Source organism: Parasphingorhabdus sp. (genome assembly GCF_048269915.1).
In the GTDB taxonomy this organism is placed as follows: Bacteria; Pseudomonadota; Alphaproteobacteria; order Sphingomonadales; family Sphingomonadaceae; genus Parasphingorhabdus.
The window spans coordinates 109,955-129,758 of sequence record NZ_JBLWTY010000004.1; the positions used below are offsets into that span (position 1 = coordinate 109,955).

The 19,804-nt window shown below is 57.7% G+C and carries 21 protein-coding genes and 1 tRNA gene; 13 read left to right on the forward strand and 9 right to left on the reverse strand.

The window, feature by feature from the left end:
• Positions 1-128 precede the first annotated feature (128 nt).
• On the forward strand, positions 129-611 hold the full coding sequence (locus tag ACN0WX_RS11850) for an outer membrane protein assembly factor BamE (RefSeq protein WP_417622605.1): 483 nt from the start codon (positions 129-131) through the stop codon (positions 609-611).
• A gap of 35 nt (positions 612-646) precedes the next feature.
• On the opposite strand, the gene ACN0WX_RS11855 is transcribed toward ACN0WX_RS11850, so the two are convergent.
• A complete protein-coding gene (locus ACN0WX_RS11855; RefSeq protein ID WP_417622536.1) occupies positions 647-2,917 on the reverse strand; it encodes an NADP-dependent malic enzyme in 2,271 nt (756 codons plus the stop codon).
• 239 nt (positions 2,918-3,156) lie between these two features.
• Here ACN0WX_RS11855 and mutS point away from each other — a divergent pair, with 239 nt between their 5' ends.
• From mutS to ACN0WX_RS11890, 7 genes are all read left to right on the forward strand, one after another.
• Positions 3,157-5,736, forward strand: a complete 2,580-nt coding sequence (gene mutS, locus ACN0WX_RS11860; RefSeq protein WP_417622606.1) for a DNA mismatch repair protein MutS — start codon at positions 3,157-3,159, stop codon at positions 5,734-5,736.
• A gap of 4 nt (positions 5,737-5,740) precedes the next feature.
• Positions 5,741-6,295 (forward strand): peroxiredoxin, encoded by a 555-nt coding sequence (locus ACN0WX_RS11865; RefSeq protein ID WP_417622537.1) that lies wholly within the window; start codon positions 5,741-5,743, stop codon positions 6,293-6,295.
• A gap of 43 nt (positions 6,296-6,338) precedes the next feature.
• A complete protein-coding gene (argB, locus tag ACN0WX_RS11870; RefSeq protein WP_417622538.1) occupies positions 6,339-7,256 on the forward strand; it encodes an acetylglutamate kinase in 918 nt (305 codons plus the stop codon).
• 98 nt (positions 7,257-7,354) lie between these two features.
• Positions 7,355-7,651, forward strand: a complete 297-nt coding sequence (locus ACN0WX_RS11875; RefSeq protein ID WP_417622539.1) for a YggT family protein — start codon at positions 7,355-7,357, stop codon at positions 7,649-7,651.
• A complete protein-coding gene (gene folD / locus ACN0WX_RS11880) occupies positions 7,648-8,544 on the forward strand; it encodes a bifunctional methylenetetrahydrofolate dehydrogenase/methenyltetrahydrofolate cyclohydrolase FolD (RefSeq protein ID WP_417622540.1) in 897 nt (298 codons plus the stop codon). Before ACN0WX_RS11875 ends, folD begins: the two co-directional genes overlap by 4 nt.
• Positions 8,544-9,263: a hypothetical protein gene (locus ACN0WX_RS11885; RefSeq protein WP_417622541.1), complete on the forward strand. Its 720-nt coding sequence runs from the start codon at positions 8,544-8,546 to the stop codon at positions 9,261-9,263. Before folD ends, ACN0WX_RS11885 begins: the two co-directional genes overlap by 1 nt.
• Complete coding sequence (locus tag ACN0WX_RS11890; protein WP_417622542.1) at positions 9,260-9,877, forward strand: MarC family protein; 618 nt, start codon at positions 9,260-9,262, stop codon at positions 9,875-9,877. The genes ACN0WX_RS11885 and ACN0WX_RS11890 overlap by 4 nt, the downstream gene beginning before the upstream one ends.
• 1 nt (position 9,878) lies before the next feature.
• On the opposite strand, the gene ACN0WX_RS11895 is transcribed toward ACN0WX_RS11890, so the two are convergent.
• Together ACN0WX_RS11895 and ACN0WX_RS11900 are read right to left on the reverse strand one after the other, a co-directional pair.
• Positions 9,879-11,606 carry a tetratricopeptide repeat protein gene (locus tag ACN0WX_RS11895; RefSeq protein WP_417622543.1) on the reverse strand — a complete coding sequence of 576 codons (1,728 nt, stop codon included), beginning with the start codon at positions 11,604-11,606 and terminating at the stop codon, positions 9,879-9,881.
• A gap of 4 nt (positions 11,607-11,610) precedes the next feature.
• On the reverse strand, positions 11,611-12,021 hold the full coding sequence (locus ACN0WX_RS11900) for a hypothetical protein (RefSeq protein WP_417622544.1): 411 nt from the start codon (positions 12,019-12,021) through the stop codon (positions 11,611-11,613).
• Positions 12,022-12,622: 601 nt separating this feature from the next.
• Between ACN0WX_RS11900 and ACN0WX_RS11905 the strand changes: the two genes are divergently transcribed.
• Positions 12,623-12,838 (forward strand): hypothetical protein, encoded by a 216-nt coding sequence (locus tag ACN0WX_RS11905; protein ID WP_417622545.1) that lies wholly within the window; start codon positions 12,623-12,625, stop codon positions 12,836-12,838.
• A 36-nt stretch (positions 12,839-12,874) separates the two neighbouring features.
• Here the strand turns inward: ACN0WX_RS11905 and ACN0WX_RS11910 are convergent, their stop codons facing one another.
• From ACN0WX_RS11910 to ACN0WX_RS11920, 3 genes are read right to left on the reverse strand one after another with little or no spacing between them, the layout of a single operon-like run.
• Positions 12,875-13,057 carry a Trm112 family protein gene (locus ACN0WX_RS11910; protein ID WP_417622546.1) on the reverse strand — a complete coding sequence of 61 codons (183 nt, stop codon included), beginning with the start codon at positions 13,055-13,057 and terminating at the stop codon, positions 12,875-12,877.
• 8 nt (positions 13,058-13,065) lie between these two features.
• On the reverse strand, positions 13,066-13,686 hold the full coding sequence (locus ACN0WX_RS11915) for an LON peptidase substrate-binding domain-containing protein (RefSeq protein ID WP_417622547.1): 621 nt from the start codon (positions 13,684-13,686) through the stop codon (positions 13,066-13,068).
• Positions 13,683-14,591 carry a tetratricopeptide repeat protein gene (locus ACN0WX_RS11920; RefSeq protein ID WP_417622548.1) on the reverse strand — a complete coding sequence of 303 codons (909 nt, stop codon included), beginning with the start codon at positions 14,589-14,591 and terminating at the stop codon, positions 13,683-13,685. Before ACN0WX_RS11920 ends, ACN0WX_RS11915 begins: the two co-directional genes overlap by 4 nt.
• A 212-nt stretch (positions 14,592-14,803) precedes the next feature.
• Here ACN0WX_RS11920 and ACN0WX_RS11925 point away from each other — a divergent pair.
• Together ACN0WX_RS11925 and ACN0WX_RS11930 are read left to right on the forward strand one after the other, a co-directional pair.
• Positions 14,804-14,878 (forward strand) — tRNA-Gly (locus tag ACN0WX_RS11925).
• Between the two features lie 77 nt (positions 14,879-14,955).
• Positions 14,956-15,321, forward strand: a complete 366-nt coding sequence (locus ACN0WX_RS11930; RefSeq protein WP_417622549.1) for a hypothetical protein — start codon at positions 14,956-14,958, stop codon at positions 15,319-15,321.
• A gap of 39 nt (positions 15,322-15,360) precedes the next feature.
• On the opposite strand, the gene ACN0WX_RS11935 is transcribed toward ACN0WX_RS11930, so the two are convergent.
• On the reverse strand, positions 15,361-16,500 hold the full coding sequence (locus ACN0WX_RS11935) for a TIGR03032 family protein (protein ID WP_417622550.1): 1,140 nt from the start codon (positions 16,498-16,500) through the stop codon (positions 15,361-15,363).
• 64 nt (positions 16,501-16,564) lie between these two features.
• The gene (locus tag ACN0WX_RS11940; RefSeq protein ID WP_417622551.1) at positions 16,565-16,747 is read right to left on the reverse strand and encodes a DUF1674 domain-containing protein; all 183 of its coding nucleotides are present in this window, start codon (positions 16,745-16,747) and stop codon (positions 16,565-16,567) included.
• 84 nt (positions 16,748-16,831) lie between these two features.
• On the opposite strand from ACN0WX_RS11940, the gene htpX reads away from it, so the two are divergent.
• A complete protein-coding gene (gene htpX, locus ACN0WX_RS11945) occupies positions 16,832-17,731 on the forward strand; it encodes a zinc metalloprotease HtpX (protein WP_417622552.1) in 900 nt (299 codons plus the stop codon).
• A 325-nt stretch (positions 17,732-18,056) separates the two neighbouring features.
• Here the strand turns inward: htpX and ACN0WX_RS11950 are convergent, their stop codons facing one another.
• On the reverse strand, positions 18,057-18,377 hold the full coding sequence (locus tag ACN0WX_RS11950; protein ID WP_417622553.1) for a hypothetical protein: 321 nt from the start codon (positions 18,375-18,377) through the stop codon (positions 18,057-18,059).
• 106 nt (positions 18,378-18,483) lie between these two features.
• Between ACN0WX_RS11950 and ACN0WX_RS11955 the strand changes: the two genes are divergently transcribed.
• A complete protein-coding gene (locus tag ACN0WX_RS11955) occupies positions 18,484-19,761 on the forward strand; it encodes an RsmB/NOP family class I SAM-dependent RNA methyltransferase (protein WP_417622554.1) in 1,278 nt (425 codons plus the stop codon).
• The last annotated feature ends 43 nt before the right edge of the window (positions 19,762-19,804 follow it).

Consider the following 19,804-nt stretch of genomic DNA (forward strand, 5'->3'; position numbering starts at 1 on the left):
TATGGACGATCGGGCCACTTGTTAAGTCTGGATACAGGGCATATTGATATTTATCGCGCGAGATGCAATGGGCGATGGCTAGTCAGCCAACCGATATGGTGCTGGCTGCATAGTGGAGAATGAGTTCGATGGTCGGCAATATCAAAAAACACAGTCTGTGGCTTGGGCTCATGGCCGGCGCCATGACAATGGCCGGATGTACCCAGGTGCGCGGTCATCAGGGATATATCTCCGATGAAGTGCTGATGTCCGCCATTCAGGCCGGCGTCGACAACCGCCAGTCGGTTGAGGCATCGCTCGGTCGGCCAACCTTCACGGGCCAGTTTGATGATAACACCTGGTATTATCTGTCTCGTGACACGCGCCAATATGGCTTTAATAATCCGCGACCGCGTGATCAGCAGGTCATGCGGGTGACATTTGATGCCGCTGGCAATGTCACGGCCGTGGACCGCACCGGACTGGAACTGGTTGCAAGCATCAGCCCGGATGGCGACAAAACGCCGACTCTCGGGCGAGATCGCTCCTTTTTTGAAGAATTATTCGGCAATATCGGCGCGGTCGGTGCACCGGGTGTCGGCGGGGCCAGCAACGATCCGACCAAGCCTTAGCAACTTTTCCTCAATTCAGCCCTAGGCGGTCGCCTTTATTTGGCGATACCGCTGGCGGCCAGTACTGCAAGCGTCACCAATTCCGATGCGGCGGATGCCATGGTGGCAATCTGTACCGATTTTTCCAGACCGACCAGCATCGGCCCGATAACCGAATCGCCACCCAGTTCGCGGAGCAATTTTGCTGACAGGTTGGCCGATTGGAGGCCTGGCATGACCAGCACATTGGCGGGCTGTGACAGTCGGCTGAACGGATAGTTCGCCATAAGCTTGGGATTGAGCGCGACGTCAGGCGCCATTTCACCTTCATATTCGAAATTGACGCGCCGTTGATCGAGCAGCGCCACGGCTTCCCGCAGATTCTCCAGCCACCGGCCTTCCGGATTGCCAAAGGTCGAATAGCTGAGGAAGGCGACGCGCGGCTCGTGCCCCATTTGCCGGGCAACCGCGGCGGTCTGTTCGGCAATATCCGCCAGTTCGTGGGCCGTGGGGCGCTCGTTGACGGTGGTGTCGGCCATGAAAACCGTATGATGCTGGCCGACCATGATATGAATGCCAAGGGCGGTGCGGCCTTTCTCGACATCGATTACTTTGGCGACATCGCGGAAGGTTTGCGAATAGGGGCGGGTTACGCCAGTGATCATGGCTTCGCCCTGATCCATGGCGAGCAGCGCAGAGCCGAAGATATTGCGATCCTGATTGACCATGCGCTTGATATCGCGCTCCATATAGCCGCGGCGGTGGAGGCGTTCGTACAGCATGTTCACCATATCGGGCACCAGCGGGCTGTTGCGGCTATTATGTATCTCAAAACTGTCCGGATCGCTCACGCCCAGCTCCTGGAGCTTGTCGCGAACCCGATCATCGCGTCCAACCAATACGGGTGTGCCATAGCCGCCATCACGGAACTGGATTGCCGCGCGCAGCACGACCGCTTCTTCAGCTTCGGCGAAAATGACCCGTTTTGGGGACAAACGGCAGGCTTCATAGGCCTGCGTCAGAACCGAAGTCGTCGGGTTGAGCCGTGCCTTGAGATTCTGGCGATAGGCGTCGAGATCCTCGATCGGTTTCTGGGCCACGCCACTATCCATCGCGGCCTTGGCGACCGCGGCAGAAACCACATCCATCAAGCGCGGATCAAAGGGGGCGGGGATGATATATTCGACACCAAAACTTGGCGCCTTCCCGCCATAGGCGGCGGCCACTTCTTCCGGAACCTGCTCGCGGGCGAGCTCGGCAATGGCGTGTGCCGCAGCCACTTTCATTTCCTCGTTGATACGGGTCGCCCGGACATCCAGTGCGCCCCGGAAGATGAATGGAAAGCCGATGACATTATTGACCTGATTGGGATAGTCCGAACGCCCGGTGGCGATAATGGCATCGGGCCGGGCTGCTTTTGCATCAGGCGGGGTGATTTCCGGATCGGGATTGGCCATAGCGAAAATAATTGGCTGGGCGGCCATGTTCTTGACCATTTCCGGCTTCAGGGCTCCGGCGGCGGACAGGCCAAGAAAACAGTCGGCCCCCTGAAGCGCATCCGTCAAGTCTCGCGCGTCCGTATCGATGGCATGGGCGGACTTCCACTGGTCGACATCGTCGCGGCCCCGATAGATGACGCCCGACCGGTCGCACATGATAAGATTGTCATGCGGAACGCCGAGGCTTTTGATCAGGGATGCACAGGCAATGGCGGCAGCACCGGCGCCGTTGACCACGACCTTGATATCCTCGATCTTGCGATCGGTCAGCAGGCAGGCGTTGATAAGCCCGGCGGCGGCGATGATCGCTGTGCCATGCTGGTCATCATGGAAAACCGGGATATTCATACGATCGCGCAAAGTTTGCTCGATGATGAAGCAATCAGGCGCGGCAATATCTTCGAGATTAATGCCGCCAAAGCTTGGTTCCATGATTTGCACGGCATTGATGAAAGTCTCGGCATCCTCGGTGTCGAGTTCGAGATCGATGGAATCGACATCGGCAAAGCGTTTGAAAAGCACCGCCTTTCCTTCCATCACCGGCTTGGAAGCCAGCGCGCCAAGATTACCGAGGCCAAGGATTGCGGTGCCGTTGGAGATCACTGCGACCAAATTGCCTTTAGCGGTATAATCATAGGCTTTCGACGGATCTTCGGCGATGGCCCGGACGGGCACGGCGACACCGGGAGAATAGGCGAGGCTCAGATCACGCTGTGTCGCCATCGGTTTCGAGGCGATAATCTCGATCTTGCCGGGACGGCCATGGGAGTGGAAAAGCAGAGCTTCCCGCTCGGAAAACTCTACATTGCTATCATTCTTGTCAGCCAAATCATTCCTCCGCAAATCAGGGCTCGGCTTGATCAAGCCGATCGCGCGTCGCGTTCCGGCTCAACGCCTACCCGCTTTGGTGATGGGTCGCAATATCAAGTAAATTTCAATGGCATCTGATCGCTACTCTTTTATGTATCGCAACAGTCGGCTATCGCGATGCCATGGCAAGCCGGACTCAGGACAAAGTAACAAGCAAGGCAAAAGACCCTGCGCCGATCGCGGCCAAGATCACGCCGATGATGGAGCAATATTTCGCGCTGAAGGAAAAGGCGGACGATTGTCTCCTCTTTTACCGGATGGGCGATTTTTTCGAGCTGTTCTACGATGATGCAAAGGCGGCGGCGGCGGCGCTCGACATCGCGCTGACATCGCGCGGGAAAAATGCCGGGGAATCGATCCCGATGTGCGGGGTGCCGGTCCATGCGGCGGAAAGCTATCTCGCCAAACTGATCCGGTCGGGCTTCAAGGTCGCGATTGCCGAACAGACAGAAACCCCGGCGGAGGCGAAGGCGCGTGGCGGCTACAAGGCTTTGGTCGCGCGGGATATCATCCGCTATGTCACAGCTGGAACCTTGACCGAGGATACATTGCTCGATGCAAGGAGCGACAATATACTTGTAGCGCTGGCACAGGTGCAGGGCGAGATCGGGTTGGCAGCAGCCGATATTTCGACCGGAAATTTCGAACTGGCTACGATTTCCGACGATATCCTGGACGCAGAGCTGGCCCGGCTCGCGCCATCGGAAATCATCTGCCCGCCAGCGCTGCTGCCAAGGCTTGTGCAGGCGACCGGCTGGGGCAAAGAGCATTTCGAAAGCACCGGCGCGGAAACGCAGCTGCGGGAGCATTTCGGGGTAGCAACGCTTGACGGCATGGGGGAGTTTTCGCGGGCCGAGCTTGCTGCAGCCGGCGGTCTGGTCGCTTATGTCGAGCATGTATCCCAGGGCAATGCCCCCTATCTGCATCCGCCCAAACGGCGCGAAACGCGCGAGTTTCTCTCGATTGACGGCCCGACCCGCGCGAGTCTGGAGATCGACCGGACGCTGGCCGGTGCGCGCGAGGGCAGCTTGCTCCACGCTATTGACCGGACCGTCACTCCCGCCGGTGCCCGGATGCTGGCCCGGGATTTATCCGCACCGCTGTTCGAGGAGCACCGGATCAACCGGCGGCTGGGGCTGGTGCAATGGTTCCATGAAGGCTCGGCGGTGCGCGATGATATCCGTACGGCGCTCAAGGCATTGCCCGATATTGGCCGCGCGCTCGGGCGGGTTTCGGCCGGGCGGGGCAGTCCCCGGGATCTCGGCCAGATTCGCGATGGCCTTGGCGGCGCGCGCATTCTCAGGGAACGGCTGACAAAAATGGCAGGCTTGCCGGAATTGCTCAACACGCTTCTGCCCGCGCTCGACGGACATGGCGCGCTGGTCGATCTGCTCGAGCGCGCGCTTGTCGAGGCCCCCCCAACCGATATGACCAATGGCGGCTATATCGCGGCTGGCTTTGATCCGGCGCTGGACGAATTGCGCAGTGCCGGTTCCGATGGTCGCAAGGCGATTGCGACGCTTGAAGCGCGCTATCGCGAGGCGACCGGCATCAGTACGCTGAAAATCAAACATAATGCCGTGCTCGGCTATTTCATCGAGGTCCCCGCCCGGCACGGTGACAGCCTGATGGCGGAAAATAGTGGTTTTACCCATCGCCAGACGCTGGCCGGTGTCGTCCGGTTCAATTCGACCGATCTGCACGAAGAGGCGGTGCGCGTATCGCAAGCCGGCGCTCATGCTCTGGCCGCGGAAGCCGCGCATTTTGAAGCGCTGGTCGACAAGGTTTTGGCGCGCAAACAGGAAATTGCCGAAAGCGCCGATGCGCTGGCGCGGATTGATGTTGCCGCAGCGCTCGCCGAGCGCGCAGCCGAAGGGCAGTGGTGCCGTCCCGAATTTGTCGATGGCAATATGCTTGATATCCAGGCTGGTCGCCATCCAGTCGTCGAGGCGGCGCTCTCGGTCAAAGGTGATCCCTTTGTCGCCAATGATTGTAGCCTGTCCCAGGATGAGCGGCTGTGGCTGGTCTCTGGCCCCAATATGGGCGGTAAATCGACCTTTTTGCGGCAGAATGCGCTGATTGTCATATTGGCGCAGGCAGGCGGATTTGTTCCGGCGGCCTCGGCGAAGCTCAGTCTTGTCGACCGCCTGTTCAGCCGCGTCGGTGCTTCCGATAATCTCGCGCAGGGCCGTTCGACTTTCATGGTCGAGATGGTGGAGACGGCAGCAATATTGTCCCAGGCGACCGAGAAAAGCTTTGTCATTCTTGATGAAGTGGGCAGGGGGACGTCTACCTATGACGGGCTGGCGCTGGCCTGGGCGGTGGTCGAGGCGGTGCACGAAACCAATCGCTGCCGCTGCCTGTTCGCGACCCATTACCATGAGCTCACCCGGCTGGCCGACAGGCTCGATGCCCTGTCGCTGCACCATGTCCGCGCGCGCGAGTGGAAGGGCGATCTGGTCCTGCTTCACGAACTGGCCAAAGGACCGGCCGACCGCAGCTATGGTCTGGCGGTGGCCAAGCTGGCGGGTATCCCCAAACCGGTTCTCGCGCGGGCCAAGGCGGTGCTTGACAAGCTGGAGGCGGGCAAGGCGGAAACCGGAGGGCTGGCTGCCGGACTTGGTGATCTGCCGCTTTTTGCGGCAAGCCTTGCAGAAGTCGCAGAAAAATCCGATAGCTTGCGTGAGGCATTGGGCGCGCTTGACGTGGATGCACTGTCCCCGCGCGAGGCGCTGGACCAGCTCTACGCGCTGAAGGCGCAACTCGAACAGGAATGACGATATGAAAAAATGGATTTTGATATTGCTGGCTGTCGCGGTCATCGGTGGCGGTGCCTTGGTCTATTATGCTCGCAGCGCCAATGCGGAACCTCTCGAAATTGGAGCAACTGCGCCGGATTTTACCACCACCGGGGCGTTGGCCGGAGAAGAGTTCGAATTCTCGCTGGCCGATAAATTGAAAGACGGACCGGTCGTACTCTATTTCTTTCCCAAGGTATTCACCGAGGGCTGCACGATTGAGGCCAATATGTTCGCCGAGGCGACAGCCGAGTTTAATGCAGCGGGGGCTACCGTGATCGGTATGTCGGGTGACGATATTGACGGGCTTAAGAAATTTTCCGTATCCGAATGCCGCGACAAGTTCGCAGTGGCCCGGGCGGATGATCAGATCATCGCCGATTATCAGGTCCGCATGGCCCCCGGTCTCGCGATGACCAACCGGACCAGCTATGTCATCAGTCAGGATGGCAAGATCGTTTTCGTTCACAGTGCGATGAAGCCGCAGGGCCATGTCACGGGTACGCTCGAAAAAGTGAAAGAGCTGTCCAAAAGCTGATTAAACACTTGCTTTTGTCGTCCGTCTCGACAGAAAGACGTCCATGACCGATCACGCACCCGATCCCGCCATGCTTGCAAAAGCGGAAACGCTCACCGATGCCTTGCCTTATTTGCAGCGCTATGCGGGCAAGACCTTTGTCGTCAAATATGGCGGCCACGCCATGGGCGATGCCACGCTGGCGCGCAATTTTGCGCAGGATATCGTGCTGCTCAAGGCCGTCGGGATCAATCCGGTGGTCGTGCACGGCGGCGGGCCGCAAATCGGTGCAATGCTGGCACGGGTCGGGGTAGAGAGCGAATTTGTCGACGGCCTGCGGGTCACCACGAAGGAAACTGCGGAAATCGCCGAAATGGTGCTTTCCGGCGCGATCAACAAGGAACTGGTCAGCTGGATCGGACAGGCCGGCGGCAGCGCCATCGGCATTTCCGGCAAGGATGGCGGGTTCGTCAAAGCGTCGAAACTGCGGCGCACCGAGCGCGACCCGGACAGCAATATCGAACGGATTATCGATCTCGGCTATGTCGGCGAACCCAGAAAAGTGGATCGCAGCGTGGTCGACAGGATTTCCGCTGCCGGGATGATCCCGGTCATCGCGCCCATCGGCGTGGGTGACGATGGTGCAACCTATAATATCAACGCCGACACCATGGCCGGAGCAGTGGCCTCGGCCTTGCGCGCGGCGCGCCTGTTCCTGCTGACCGATGTCCCGGGCGTGTTGGATAAACAGGGCGAGCTGCTGACCGATCTCGACCCGACCAAGATCCAGGCCCTGGTCGACGAAGGCACTATTTCTGGCGGGATGATTCCAAAGCTTGAGACCTGTGTGCGGGCGGTACAGGAAGGCGTTGATGCAGCGGTTGTCCTTGATGGCCGAATTCCGCATGCGATGCTGCTCGAAATCTTCACCAGCAAGGGCGCGGGTACGCTGGTCAAGGATGATTTTCAGACGGTTGCATAATTGCTCTGCTGTCTTATATTGATGGTACAGTAAATTTCTGGCGCTATTGGCGACAAACCTCTAGCCGCTATCCCAGAATATCGATAAAGGGTCCGTCCATGGCATTCGCAATTCTTCAGATTATCGCAATCCTGCTCAACGTGGCTATCACCGTCATCATTGTGCAGGCCATCATGAGCTGGCTACTCGCTTTCAACGTGATCAACCTGCAAAATGATATTGTCCGCGCCATCTGGACCACGCTTGATGCCCTCACTGCACCAATTTATCGGCCGATCCGCAAGATCATGCCGGATTTCGGTCAGATTGACTTGACCCCGATGGTCGTCATCATCGGTATCATCATCCTGCAAGACGCTATTTTGCCACCTCTCGCGCAGGCCCTCCTGAGTTGACAACAGCGCAGATTATCGACGGCAAGGCGTTTGCCGCTAGCCTGCGTGAACGGATCAAGGCTGCGGTACCTGCCTTTCAAAAGCAAACCGGCCGCGCGCCCGGTCTGGCCGTGGTTCTGGTCGGCGAAGATCCTGCCAGCCAGGTCTATGTCGCCTCCAAGCACAAGGCGACCATTGCCGCCGGCATGGAAAGTTTCGAACACCGGCTACCCGCCGATGTCGCGCAGGAAGACCTGATAGCGCTGGTCGAGCAGCTGAACGCCGATGAGACCGTCGACGGAATATTGGTGCAATTGCCTCTGCCAGAAGGTCTCGACGAAAAAGCTGTGGTCATGGCGATCGATCCGGACAAGGATGTTGACGGTCTGCACGTTATCAACGCCGGCCGGCTGGCCAATGGCGAAGAAGCGCTGATCCCTTGCACCCCGCTCGGCAGCCTGATGCTGCTGAAAGATACGTTGGGCGATCTGAGCGGTCTTGATGCTGTCGTGGTCGGCCGCTCGATATTGGTCGGCAAGCCGATGGCGCAGCTGCTGCTCGGTGAAAATTGCACCGTTACCATGGCGCATAGCCGCACGCGCAACCTGCCCGATGTGGTCCGCCGCGCCGATATTGTTGTCGCCGCCGTTGGCCGCGCCGAGATGGTCAAGGGGGACTGGCTGAAAGACGGTGCCGTCGTGATCGATGTCGGTATCAACCGGCTCGCCCCGGAACCGGGCAAGGACAAGGGCCGTCTGGTCGGCGATGTCGCCACTGCCGAAGCGCTCGACCATGTCCGGGCGATTACCCCGGTCCCGGGAGGGGTTGGCCCGATGACCATTGCGGTGCTATTGCGCAATACGCTGGTCGCCGCATCCGCGCGCGCCGGACTGGAGAAACCGGAGGGTCTGTAATGCGCCTGTTTGCCGCTATCGGAATCGCGCTGATGCTTTCGAGCTGTGCCGGCGGTGGGGGACGCCCAAGCGATCGCGATCATTTTAATCGCGCTCGCGGCAAGCCGGTCGCCAATCCCAGCGCCATCGTCAAAGCAGAATTATCCTTTGCCCGTCTGGCACAGGAAAAGGGCCAGTGGTCCGCCTTTCGCGAAACGGCGGCTGATGATGCGATCATGTTCACGCCTGATCTGGTCAATGCGCAACAATGGCTGAAAGGCAAGGCCGATCCTTCACAAGCGGTCGATTGGCAGCCTCATAAAATATTCATGTCCTGCGACGGCAGCATGGGTGTTTCGACCGGCGCCTGGCAAAGTGCCAGCGGCGGAACCGGTCATTTCACCACCATCTGGCAGCAGCAGGATTTTGGCACACGCCGGCCCGATAAGGAGGTCGAGTGGAAATGGATATTCGATGATGGCCAGCCGCTGGCCACGCCGCTTGCAGAACCCGATTTTATCGAGACGGAAGTTGCCTCTTGCAAAGCTGGGATTCCGGATCGCTCTGCGCCAACGGGACAGACGGAGAAGGGCAAGACTGCGGCCTCGACTGACGGCAGCCTGATCTGGAGCGCGGCTTTTGCGGCAGATGGCGCACGCATTGTCTCTGTCGATCTGGCGGAAGATGACGGCGGTTTCCGGCGGGTTCATGAATATCGGGTTGCCGCGCCAACGAAATGATCGAACTTTTCATCTCTGCCTTCATCACCTTTTTTGTCGTGATTGATCCGCCCGGTTGCGCGCCCATCTATGCCAGCCTGACCAGCAGCGCGCCGCCGCGCGATCGCCGGGTGATGGCTATTCGCGCGATCATGGTCGCCGCGATCATTTTGCTGGTCTTTGCGCTGTTCGGCGAACAGATGCTTGGTGCGCTGGGAATCAGCCTCGACAGTTTCCGGATCGCCGGCGGCATCATGCTTTTCCTGATCGCTCTGGAAATGGTGTTCGAGAAACGCACCGAACGGCGCGAGGACCGGGCACAGGAAATTATCGAGCATCCCGAGATCGAGGATGTGTCGATCTTTCCCATGGCTATGCCAATGATCGCCGGACCGGGTTCAATTGCTGCGGTGATGCTGTTGACGTCCCAGCATGATGGCATTGACAACGCGCTTGTCATTCTCGCTGCGCTGGGCTCGGTACTGTTGTTGACATTGATCGGATTGCTTGCCGCAGGGCCGCTGATGCGAGTCCTCGGCAACAAGGTGGAAGCCGTCATTACCAGGGTACTCGGTGTGCTTCTGGGCGCGCTGGCGGTGCAATTTGTGGTCGACGGGCTGAACGCGAGTTTCTGAGCTATTTGCGGGCTTGTTCGTCGCTGATTACACCAGTTTGCGAAAGCAGCACGAAAACACGATCGGCCAGATCGGGATTGATGATCAGACGATTGAGCAATTGCTCGGCGCTTTCATCATTTTCCTTCCCATATAGTTCGACGAGCCGGTCCCATGATGTTTGAGATTCTTCGTTCCGGCTGTTGCTCGCATAAACCGCGGCCATCGCAATGTCATAATATGGACCGACACCGGTGCTCGACGGGACGATTTTTTCGGCAAATTCCAGAGCTTCCCTGTTCTTGCCTTCTTCCAGCAAACTCAGCACGAGCGCTGTTTCTGCAACGATGGAGCCACGGGGGTCCAACGCGATAGCGCGTCTCAGATATTTGGTCGCATCGGGATCGTTACAGCCAAACAGATAAGCGCCGGTCTGGGCCTGGACGGTTGCTTCATATGGGGCCAGTTCGACTGCTTTTTCTGCGAATTCCTTCCCGCGCGCGCAATTGCCGTTGAAGAAGCTGGACCTGGCGAGAGCGAAATTGGCTGATGCATCCTCTCTGCCAAGAACCATCGCGCGGCGTGCGAATTGAAACCCTGCCTTGGGATCGGGTTTTCTGCCGGTCGCCTCTTCCCGCAAATAAGCCATGAACGAGGCGGCGGCAAGAATCCGGCTGTCCAGAGGGTCGGCCGCCAGCGATTTTTCAATGCAGGATTCAACTACTGACAGCAAGTCGGGTTCGCGATGGGACCGATAATTCTCAAATCGAAGGAGACAGGCATAGCCGATCATTGCATCATCGGGCAGATGTTTGCGCTGGTCGGTAGAAATTACCCCGTAAATACTCGCTATACGTCCGGCAAGGGGGCCAAGCTTCTCGGGATAGTCATCGGGCGAATCTGGCAGGGTGACTATCGATGACCATATGTTCTCGTCCTGCATCAGTGACGTTAAAGAAAATTTGACTCTCGGTCCCGTCTGGCCCGCGACCAATTCGCTTTTGAACAAATAGGCATTCTCTCCGTCTGTTTCTTCGAACGCACCCCCTGGTCTGTCCGCGACCGCTAACCGCACCTGCGACGAACTGGCAAAGGCGTCTTCGAAAAAAAGCTCGAGTTCGTTGGTTTTCTCTTTGTCTGGTCCCATTTGTGCCCGTTGGGGGCGCTCGATATAAATTTTGGGAGGCAAAATATAGTCAGAGGCATTTGCTGTGCTGAAAATATCCTGTCTGTCGCTATTGAGAAACCAAAGCAGACCGACTGCACCGAGAAAGACCAAAGCGGCCAGTCCGTAGGTCGCGGGTCGATGGCTCAACCACCGTTTCAGGCCCTTTTCCGCTGGTAGCGAGAGAAAAAGGCCGTCGTCAATTGGTGTAGCGCTGCCCGTTTTTCCTTCCGCCGTGATACCACCCGTCTGCAACTCGACCGCATAATGACCGATGGGAATACGCAACCTTTCGGCAGTGCCGCGTGCGGCATAATAGGCGGCCAGCATCTTGCGCAGCCGGCCCACCTGAACACGAGGATAGCTGTCGGTCTGGACGTCAAAATCATCGGTACGTCCGAGCCCATCCACTGCGACCTGATAGGCTTTCGGTGGATTGTTCGGATTGGAAATTGCTTCTTCGACCAGATAGCGCAAGAGCTGCGACATGACGGGAGAGCGGATAAAATCTGGTGATTGCAGGAGAGTTTCGGTTTCCGCGCGGAGCATTTTTGCCCGCTGCTCCATGTCGTCTGATGTTTCCATTATCTTATCCTCTCAGACACTGAGGCGCGACCGATGTGAAGTGGACGCAAATCAGGTGTAAAAGTCGTTCAACATATGACCGTTTTTGATGGCCGACCCAGCCCTGGCGATCGCCGATGATCGGTATTTGGGCGGCCAGCAGTTGCCCCATGATCTTGCCGATCATTACCCGCTGTTCTGGTCGTACCGATCGCAGCCTTTCGCCGTTCATATCGGGTGCTGTTCCGATTTCGCCGACAACAGGTTTCCTGTTATGGTTCTGCGAACATAGGGGAAGGGCTGCTTCTCCATTTTTGTTCAGATTGTCGGAAGCCATTCTGGTCATCAAAAGGGCATAAGTCAGGGATGTCGATTTGGCAAAAAAGATCGACTCGATAAACTGTACCCGGGCGCAAGTTTCACTTGTAAAATCCATATTTTGGCGTGCTATCCTGGGGTTAAATCGAATGTTACCGCTACAAAAAGTTAATGAAAATATCCAATATTTCCCTTGGAATGGTAGGTTTTTGGCTCTTCAAAGAGGGGTAATATTAACTTGTTACCCCATTCTCGCCGGTTGACACGGGTTGAAACTCGAGACCGCCAGCCGCTTGGTTCATAACAGTCGTCGTTCGGCAGGAAGGCCTTGACAATGGTTGATTCGGAACAGTGGTACGACGGTTCTGGTCCCCCTGAATTCAAGTCCGCTTCTTTGAACAATCATTGGTGAAGTGAACGGGGTATTCTGGTCAATACTCAATTTGCCACAATGGTTTTTCTGGCCGATCCTAGAGAAGCGATCGAATGCGATCTGCTTCTTTAGACAGTCATTTTCGGGTCGATCCTCTTCTCCCGTAATTGGATTGACCCGAAAATGAAGGCGGCGTCCGAGACAAGTTTTCTAAAATTTGTCTCGTTGTGTCTGGTACGCCCGATGGTTCCGATACACCGTGTTTGGGTGATCGTGGAAGAGGATCGCGGGCGCATTGAGTAATGTAGTAAAGTAGTAAAGTAGTAAAGTAGAGTTTGAAAAAGTCATGTCGACACCGGAAAAGAAAAACCTGAGCCAGCGGGATAAAGAGTTGCTTCTGGGTAATCTTGTGACCTGGGGTTCCATCGGTACCGCATTTGTCTTGGCGATTTTGCTGGCTCCCGGCAGTATGGTCGAGGTTAACAGTGCTGGAGCCGGTCCGCTCGGGGAGGTTGTCGCACAAGCTGACCAGCAGGATTCTGGCACGGAAATGTTCAACTGATAGCAGCGCTATCTATGTCGTAGCCATTACGCCAAGCTATAATCTGCGCGCTTCTTCGATCAACATGACGGGAATGCCGTCCCGTATCGGATAGGCGAGGCCTGCAGCCTCGCTGATCAGCTCTTGGGCTTCGGGATCATGGACAAGGGCGGTCCGCGTCATCGGGCATATCAATATTTTCAGCAGTTCCGGATCAATGGACGCTTTTTCGTCCCTCATTGCCTCGCTCATTGCAGGGTAATCCGGTCATCGTCGCCATCTTGCCGGCCAAAAAACTGCAGCAGCTGGATGATCAGTTCCGCGCGATTGGCAAGGCCGTCCACTTCCAGCAAAGCCTGTTTCGATGCTGCATCAAATGGCGCAATTTGTGCGATACCATTGACGAAGGCCATATCGTCGAGCCGACCGATACTGTCCCAGTCAACCTGATAGCCCTGCAGCTCGGCAAATTTTCGCGACTCTATTTCGAGCGCAGCGCGCTCGGCGCTGGCCAGCACTTCGTCGATTTCCTGTTCGCCTTCTATCTCGGCCCGCACTTGTCGAAATGCGGTGGACGCGTCGATTTCCTCGATGATGCGGAAACGGGCCACGCCTTCCAGGACAACGTTGAAGCGGCCGTCGTCGAGCGCCTCGATATCGATGATCTTGCCGAGGCAGCCGATATCGAACAGAGCTGGGTGATTGCCCGCTTCCTTGGGTTGGATCATCCCGATCTGCCGGTCGCGTGCCATCGCATCGTTGATCAATGCGCGATAGCGATCCTCGAATATATGGAGCGGCAGATGCATGCCGGGAAAAAGCAACGCACCGGCCAACGGGAAAATTGAGAGTCTCTTGGTTTCGCTCATCCGAACAGCAACGCGCTAAGCTTGCGGCGGGTGGCGGCGACCCATTCGTCCTCGAGGCCAACCATTTCGAATAAAGACAGCAATTTTTGACGTGCCGCGCCGTCGTTCCACTCCTTGTCCGCCGCGATGATGGTCAGCAAATGCTCGGCGGCAGCGTCATGGTCGCCCATGGCGATAAGCGCGCTGGCAAGATCGAATCGCGCCTGATGGTCTTTGGCATCGGCGGCTACGGCGGCTTCGAGCGCTGCCAATGCGCCGGCATCAGGCTTGTCTTTGGCGAGTTGCAAAGTTGTCTGCGCCCGCTCGATTGCGGGGTCGTTACGCAACTCTTCCGGCAATCCGGCAAGTGCCGCTTCCGCCTGCTCTATATGGTCAGCCGCAACCAGCGCGCGAATCAGTCCGCCCACCGCCTCGACATTATCCGGTGCCATGTCGGCAATCTGCGCGAAAATCCCGGCAGCTCGCTCGGCATCGCCTTCACCCAGTACTTCCTCGCCCATCGCGAGCAAAGGCGCGATATCCTGTTCCGGCGCTGCTCCGCCGCCAACCGGCAGCTTTTCGAGCAACTGGTCCAGCGCTCCGGTCAGCTGACTTTCGGAACGGGCGCTGGTGAGATCGGCAACCGGCTTGCCCTGAAAAATCGCATAGACCGTCGGGATTGACTGAACCTGAAATTGCGCCGCGATAAATTTATTTTCGTCGACATTGATCTTTGCCAGAACAACGCCCCTGTCGGCATATTGTGCCGCGACCTTTTCCAGCAGCGGCGTCAGTGCCTTGCATGGGCCGCACCATTCTGCCCAGAAATCGAGAATGACGAGCTTGTCCATGCTCGGTGCCACCACCGTTTGCTGAAAAGCTTCCACCGCTTTTTGTTCTTCGACTGTCAGTCCTGCTGTTGCCACATCATGCTCCTGTTACGGCGCGGGCCAAAGGCCCGTAATCGCGCTCAAATCGTTCATCTTGTGCGCTTTATGTGGGGAGCAGCCCACCAATGCCAAGCATATTTTTGCATTTGTAGTGAACTAGGGGTTGATTGGGGCTTGCGGGGTATAAAAACCCATGCTAACCGCGCGCCTCAATCTGCTGATGACGATACCCATGTCACAGCCGCCGAGCGGGCGTAGCTCAGGGGTAGAGCACAACCTTGCCAAGGTTGGGGTCGAGAGTTCGAATCTCTTCGCCCGCTCCAGTTTTTCTGGACATTGATAAATTCGCAAACCGGTGCGAAAGGTCAAGCCCCGGGTTTCCCGTCGAGAGCGACCGAGAATGGTTTGGATTTTGGTTGCGACCGAAATGTTGACGGGTCTGCCGGCCTTGCTTTTTCTCTGCTCCAGAATCCCGATCACCAGTGCAAGGTCGCTCGGCTTGTCGACGTCAATCGCCGCTTCTGCGATCGGCAGTTCAACAGCGTGGGCGCGCAGGGACAGGCGATGGCAGGGCAATCCCAATTATGAACCTTGGACATTTGGCCCCGTGCTCGATGATATCGCAGATCTCGGGACGACATTGGCCGAAGTCGCGCCGCTACCGGTTTCATATCGACAGGCCCAGACCAGACCCGGGCCTTCGCTTATTCGTTCGATAGGAATGACCGCAAATCTCCAGCGCAGCGGGCGGCTGCTGACGCGATAGCCGAATTTCTGGACCTTCCGCAGCGGTCGAAACGGAAAATCACCAGTCTGGCGTTTCGATCGTCAGAAAATCCCTGATCTCCACGGAATTTGGTCCCAGAGTGATCGGATTTTTGACGCCCGGCAGGACACAGATGTCGAACAATTCAGTAATCGCACCATCGAAGCGCAGCCAATGGGCGGGCTCGCCATTGGACAGGGCCGCAATCTGGATGCCACACCAGGCTTCGCTCTCTTTTTCTTTTTCTTTCAGCCGGTCATCCAGCGCCAGTCCCTCGAAATGCCCCTGCCGGGGTTTCGACAGAGTTACAAAGGCATGATCATTGTGAAAGGCCAGTCCACGCAAGAAGCCGGGGAAGAAGGCCAGCGGCACAAAGTCACCGCCACCGGAATCGACCCAGCCCAGTTCGCCGGTTCCCGAGTTCAATATCCAGACCCGGCCATCATGAAAGCGTGGACTATGCGGCATCGACAGGCCCTCGGCGATGATCGCGTTATTTTCTACATCGATGATCACACCGCCGTCCTGCCGGTGATTGCGCCAGCCATTGGCGACGTTTGAGCGGGATATGGCGCTGACATATTTCGGCTGCCCATCTACCATCGCCAGACCATTGAGATGACAGCGGTCTTCCGCCACGATTTCACTGATAAAGGCCGGTTTCCAGACCGGTTTGAAACTATGCGTCAGACTGGGCTCGCACAGGCAATTGTGACGGGTATTGACGAAGACGATCCTGCCATTGGCCCGGATACCCAGTTCGTGAATATCGACATTGCCGGTGGTCTGCAGGTTGCGCGGCACATAGACTCTGTCATGTACCTGATTGGCCGTCTGGCCTGGACCGAGTACATTTTCCATTCGCACGATCTGGGTGAGCGTGCCCAGATAGACACGACTGGCGTCGCCGGCTACGCCCATTGCCTGCGGATAGACTGCTTCGTGCAGTGCGAGTTTGCTGTTCGGGCCGTGGCCGATCAGATAGAGCCGACCGGTCTGGTAAGAGGTGAAACCGATCGCGATATCCTGTGCGGCCAGAAACTCAGCCAGTCCTGATGAGAAACTTATATCAATTTGTCCCGCTTCGGCAGCAGCGGTCGGTGCGGCGGCCGTCGGTGTATTGCGGTTTTCCGGCGCTACGGTTTCTCTGTCAGGCGTGCCCCGCTTGTCGTCGTTCATATAATCGCTCCGGCTCGGCATGATGCCTTGCTCGGGGATATTTTCTTGGCACGGTCCCGGAGCATCAGAAATCCACCGCGATACCCTTATGCTCCCAGTCGCCATAGCGGGTCGGCCCGTTCTGCTCCGCAATCTCTTCCGCTTTTTCCAGCGGATCTGGTTGCGGTACCGGCTTGTTCCGGGAAAGATGCGCGGGCGGCTTGATATGTGCGGGCCGTTCACCGGGTTTTCTGTTATTTTCGGTCATGTTTTGCTCATCCGCCAAATTGAATCCTGATGTTTCAGTGCCTATATTGAAGATAGTAGGATCTTAATCAAGCGAGCGCGAGCGATGAACTTTATGAAAACAACCATGCTGCTGGCGGCGCTGACGGCGCTGTTCATGGTCCTGGGCTATTCGCTCGGGGGCAGTGGCGGTGCGATTTTTGCGCTTGTGATCGCCGCGGGCATGAACCTGTTCACCTACTGGAATGCCGACAAGATCGTCCTGAAAATGCACAAGGCGGTGGAGGTGGACGCGTCCAGCCATCCCGAATTTTACAATATGGTCAGAAACCTGGCACAGCGCGCGCAGCTGCCGATGCCAAAGGTCTATATTGTCGACCAGCCCCAGCCCAACGCCTTTGCCACCGGCCGCGATCCCGAGCACTCGGCGGTGGCCGCAACGACGGGTCTGCTCGAAATGCTCAGCCATGACGAGATCGAGGGCGTGATGGCCCATGAACTCGGCCATGTGAAAAACCGTGATACATTGATCATGACGATGGTCGCGACCATCGCCGGTGCCGTCTCGATGCTCGCCAATTTCGGCATGTTTTTTCGCGACCGCAACGCCGGGATTGCTGGCATCATGGCGGTGCTGATTGCACCCTTTGCCGCGATGATCGTGCAGATGGCGATCAGCCGCACCCGCGAATTTGGCGCCGATGCCGCCGCCGCGCAGATCAGTGGCAAGCCCCTGTCGCTGGCCTCCGCACTCGCCAAGATTTCCGGCCAGGCGCAGCGCATCCCCAACCCCGTGGCCGAGCGCAACCCGGCGGCGGCGCAGCTCTATATCGTGCCGGGCGGAGTCCGCCAGATGTTCTCCACCCACCCCGCCACCGAAGACCGGATCGCCGCGCTGGAGGCCATCGCGCACGGCGGCGGTTCCGGCGGCTGGTCCGACCGGCCCGACGAGGTCGGCGACATGAGCGGCCTGCGCAAACGGAGTGCGCTGGATCCGACAAGGTAGGGTTACTTCAAATGTGCTTCGGCTGGAGTCACTGCTTGTGGTGATCAGCCGAATTTTACGCGGATTATTGGACTGCGCTGAAGAAGGCGGACGTTCAAAATTTGTGCCCTGAAATTCATGCCCACTTTATCCCGAAAGCTAAATTTAGCTTTAGCTATTTTTGGTGACGCCAACTAGGTGGATAGCGGACATTGACTATACTGCACTTATTGATGATATAAACTGGATGCACCCGTTTCCAGAGGCCTCCGACCTCCAGTTCCTCGTCGGAACAGAACTCAACCAGATTTGCCTCGGAAAGTGGCAGATCCAATTGAATTTCGAATCAGCTCACATCGCCGTTGAGGGGAACCTTGAGCATATAGACAAGACGGGGACGGTTCGGAGGCACAACACCGATGAGAGTCGTCTCGATCCCATATTTTTGCACCATTTGATCGGTCAGAAAGTCCTGATGCTGGAAGTCGAACCATTTCGTCTTATACTTGCCTTCGATGGCGGCGACATCCTCCGCATTTTTAGCGATGAAGGGCCATACGAATGCGGCCAAATTTCCGATGAAAATGGACTGCAGACCATATTCTAATGCGCGAGTTCGGGGCGTAGCTGACCAGCAACTCCTGCATCCGGAATATTTGCTTTTCATCCCAACCCCATTCCATCCAAAAGCTTGATCAAAACGCCGGAAGGTCTATGCGGTCCAACAGAGCGAACCATCCGGGTTCTCCAAGCCAAATCATCGCGGAATAAAAATGAACCAGCCCAACAAAGCCATCCCCGGACTCGCGACGCGCCAGTCCGCCTTGCGCCTGCTCGACGCGGTCTGCCGGCGCGGCGAGACGCTGGATCAGGCGATGCCGGCCGCAACCGGAAAGCTGTCCAATCCGTCGGACAAGTCGCTGGCCCATAATATTGCCGCCAATGTGCTGCGCTGGATGGGCGCGCTCGATGCGATGATCGACAGCGCGACCCGCAACCGGCTGGCCGATGATGCCAAGGCGCGGATGGCGCTGCGCATCGCGCTGGCGCAGGTGCTGATCCTCGACACGCCGCAGCATGCCGCGATTTCTACCGCTCTGCCGCTGGTTCACGGTGGCCCGCGCCGGCTGGTGCACGGTGTCTTCTCGACCGTGATGCGCGGCGTCGAATCGGGTGAATTGAAATTGCCCGAATATCCCGAAATTCCGGGCGAAACGCTCGATCGCTGGACCAGTAACTGGGGCGAGGACGTCGCCAATGCCGCGAGTCAGGCATGGGCCAGGCCCGCGCCGCTCGACCTCAGTTTCAAGGCTGACAATGTCGGAACGCTGGATGGGACCCGGCTCGCCCCGAAACATCTCAGGATGCTTCCAAATCTTCCAGTTACCGGGTTGGACGGCTTTGATGAAGGCCAGTTCTGGGTACAGGATCTGGCCGCCTCGATTCCCGCACGGCTGCTCGGTGAGGGCGACGGGCGCACCGTCCTCGACCTTTGCGCAGCCCCCGGTGGCAAGACCATGCAGCTGGCCAGCGCCGGCTGGAAAACCGTCTCCGTCGATAACAGCGCCAAAAGAATGGAGCGGTTTCAGGACAATCTCGAACGCACCAAATTGCAGGCCGAAGAAGTGATTGCCGACCTGATGCAGTGGCAGCCTGAAGAACCCGCCGATGCTGTCCTGCTCGACGCGCCGTGCAGCGCCACCGGCATCTACCGCCGTCACCCCGATGTGCTGCACTGTATCGGCTCTCGCCAGATCGAGGATCGCGCGGAAGTGCAGCGCGCGCTGCTCGACCGCACCGCGGCCTGGGTGAAGCCCGGCGGGACCCTGGTCTATGCGGTCTGTTCGCTCGAGCCGGAAGAAGGCGAGGAGCAGATCGATGCCTTTCTTGAGCGCCACGAGGAATTTGCGATTGATCCGGTTCGTGCTGATGAATTGCCCACCGGCATAGCGCCGACCGACTCCGGCTGCGTCCGGACCTTGCCGGATATGCTTGCCGAACAGGGCCATGTCGACGGATTTTTCATCGCGCGATTGCGCCGGAAAAGCTGATTTCCCATATCTTGTGAACCTGTCCCCAAACTGTCCACAAGGG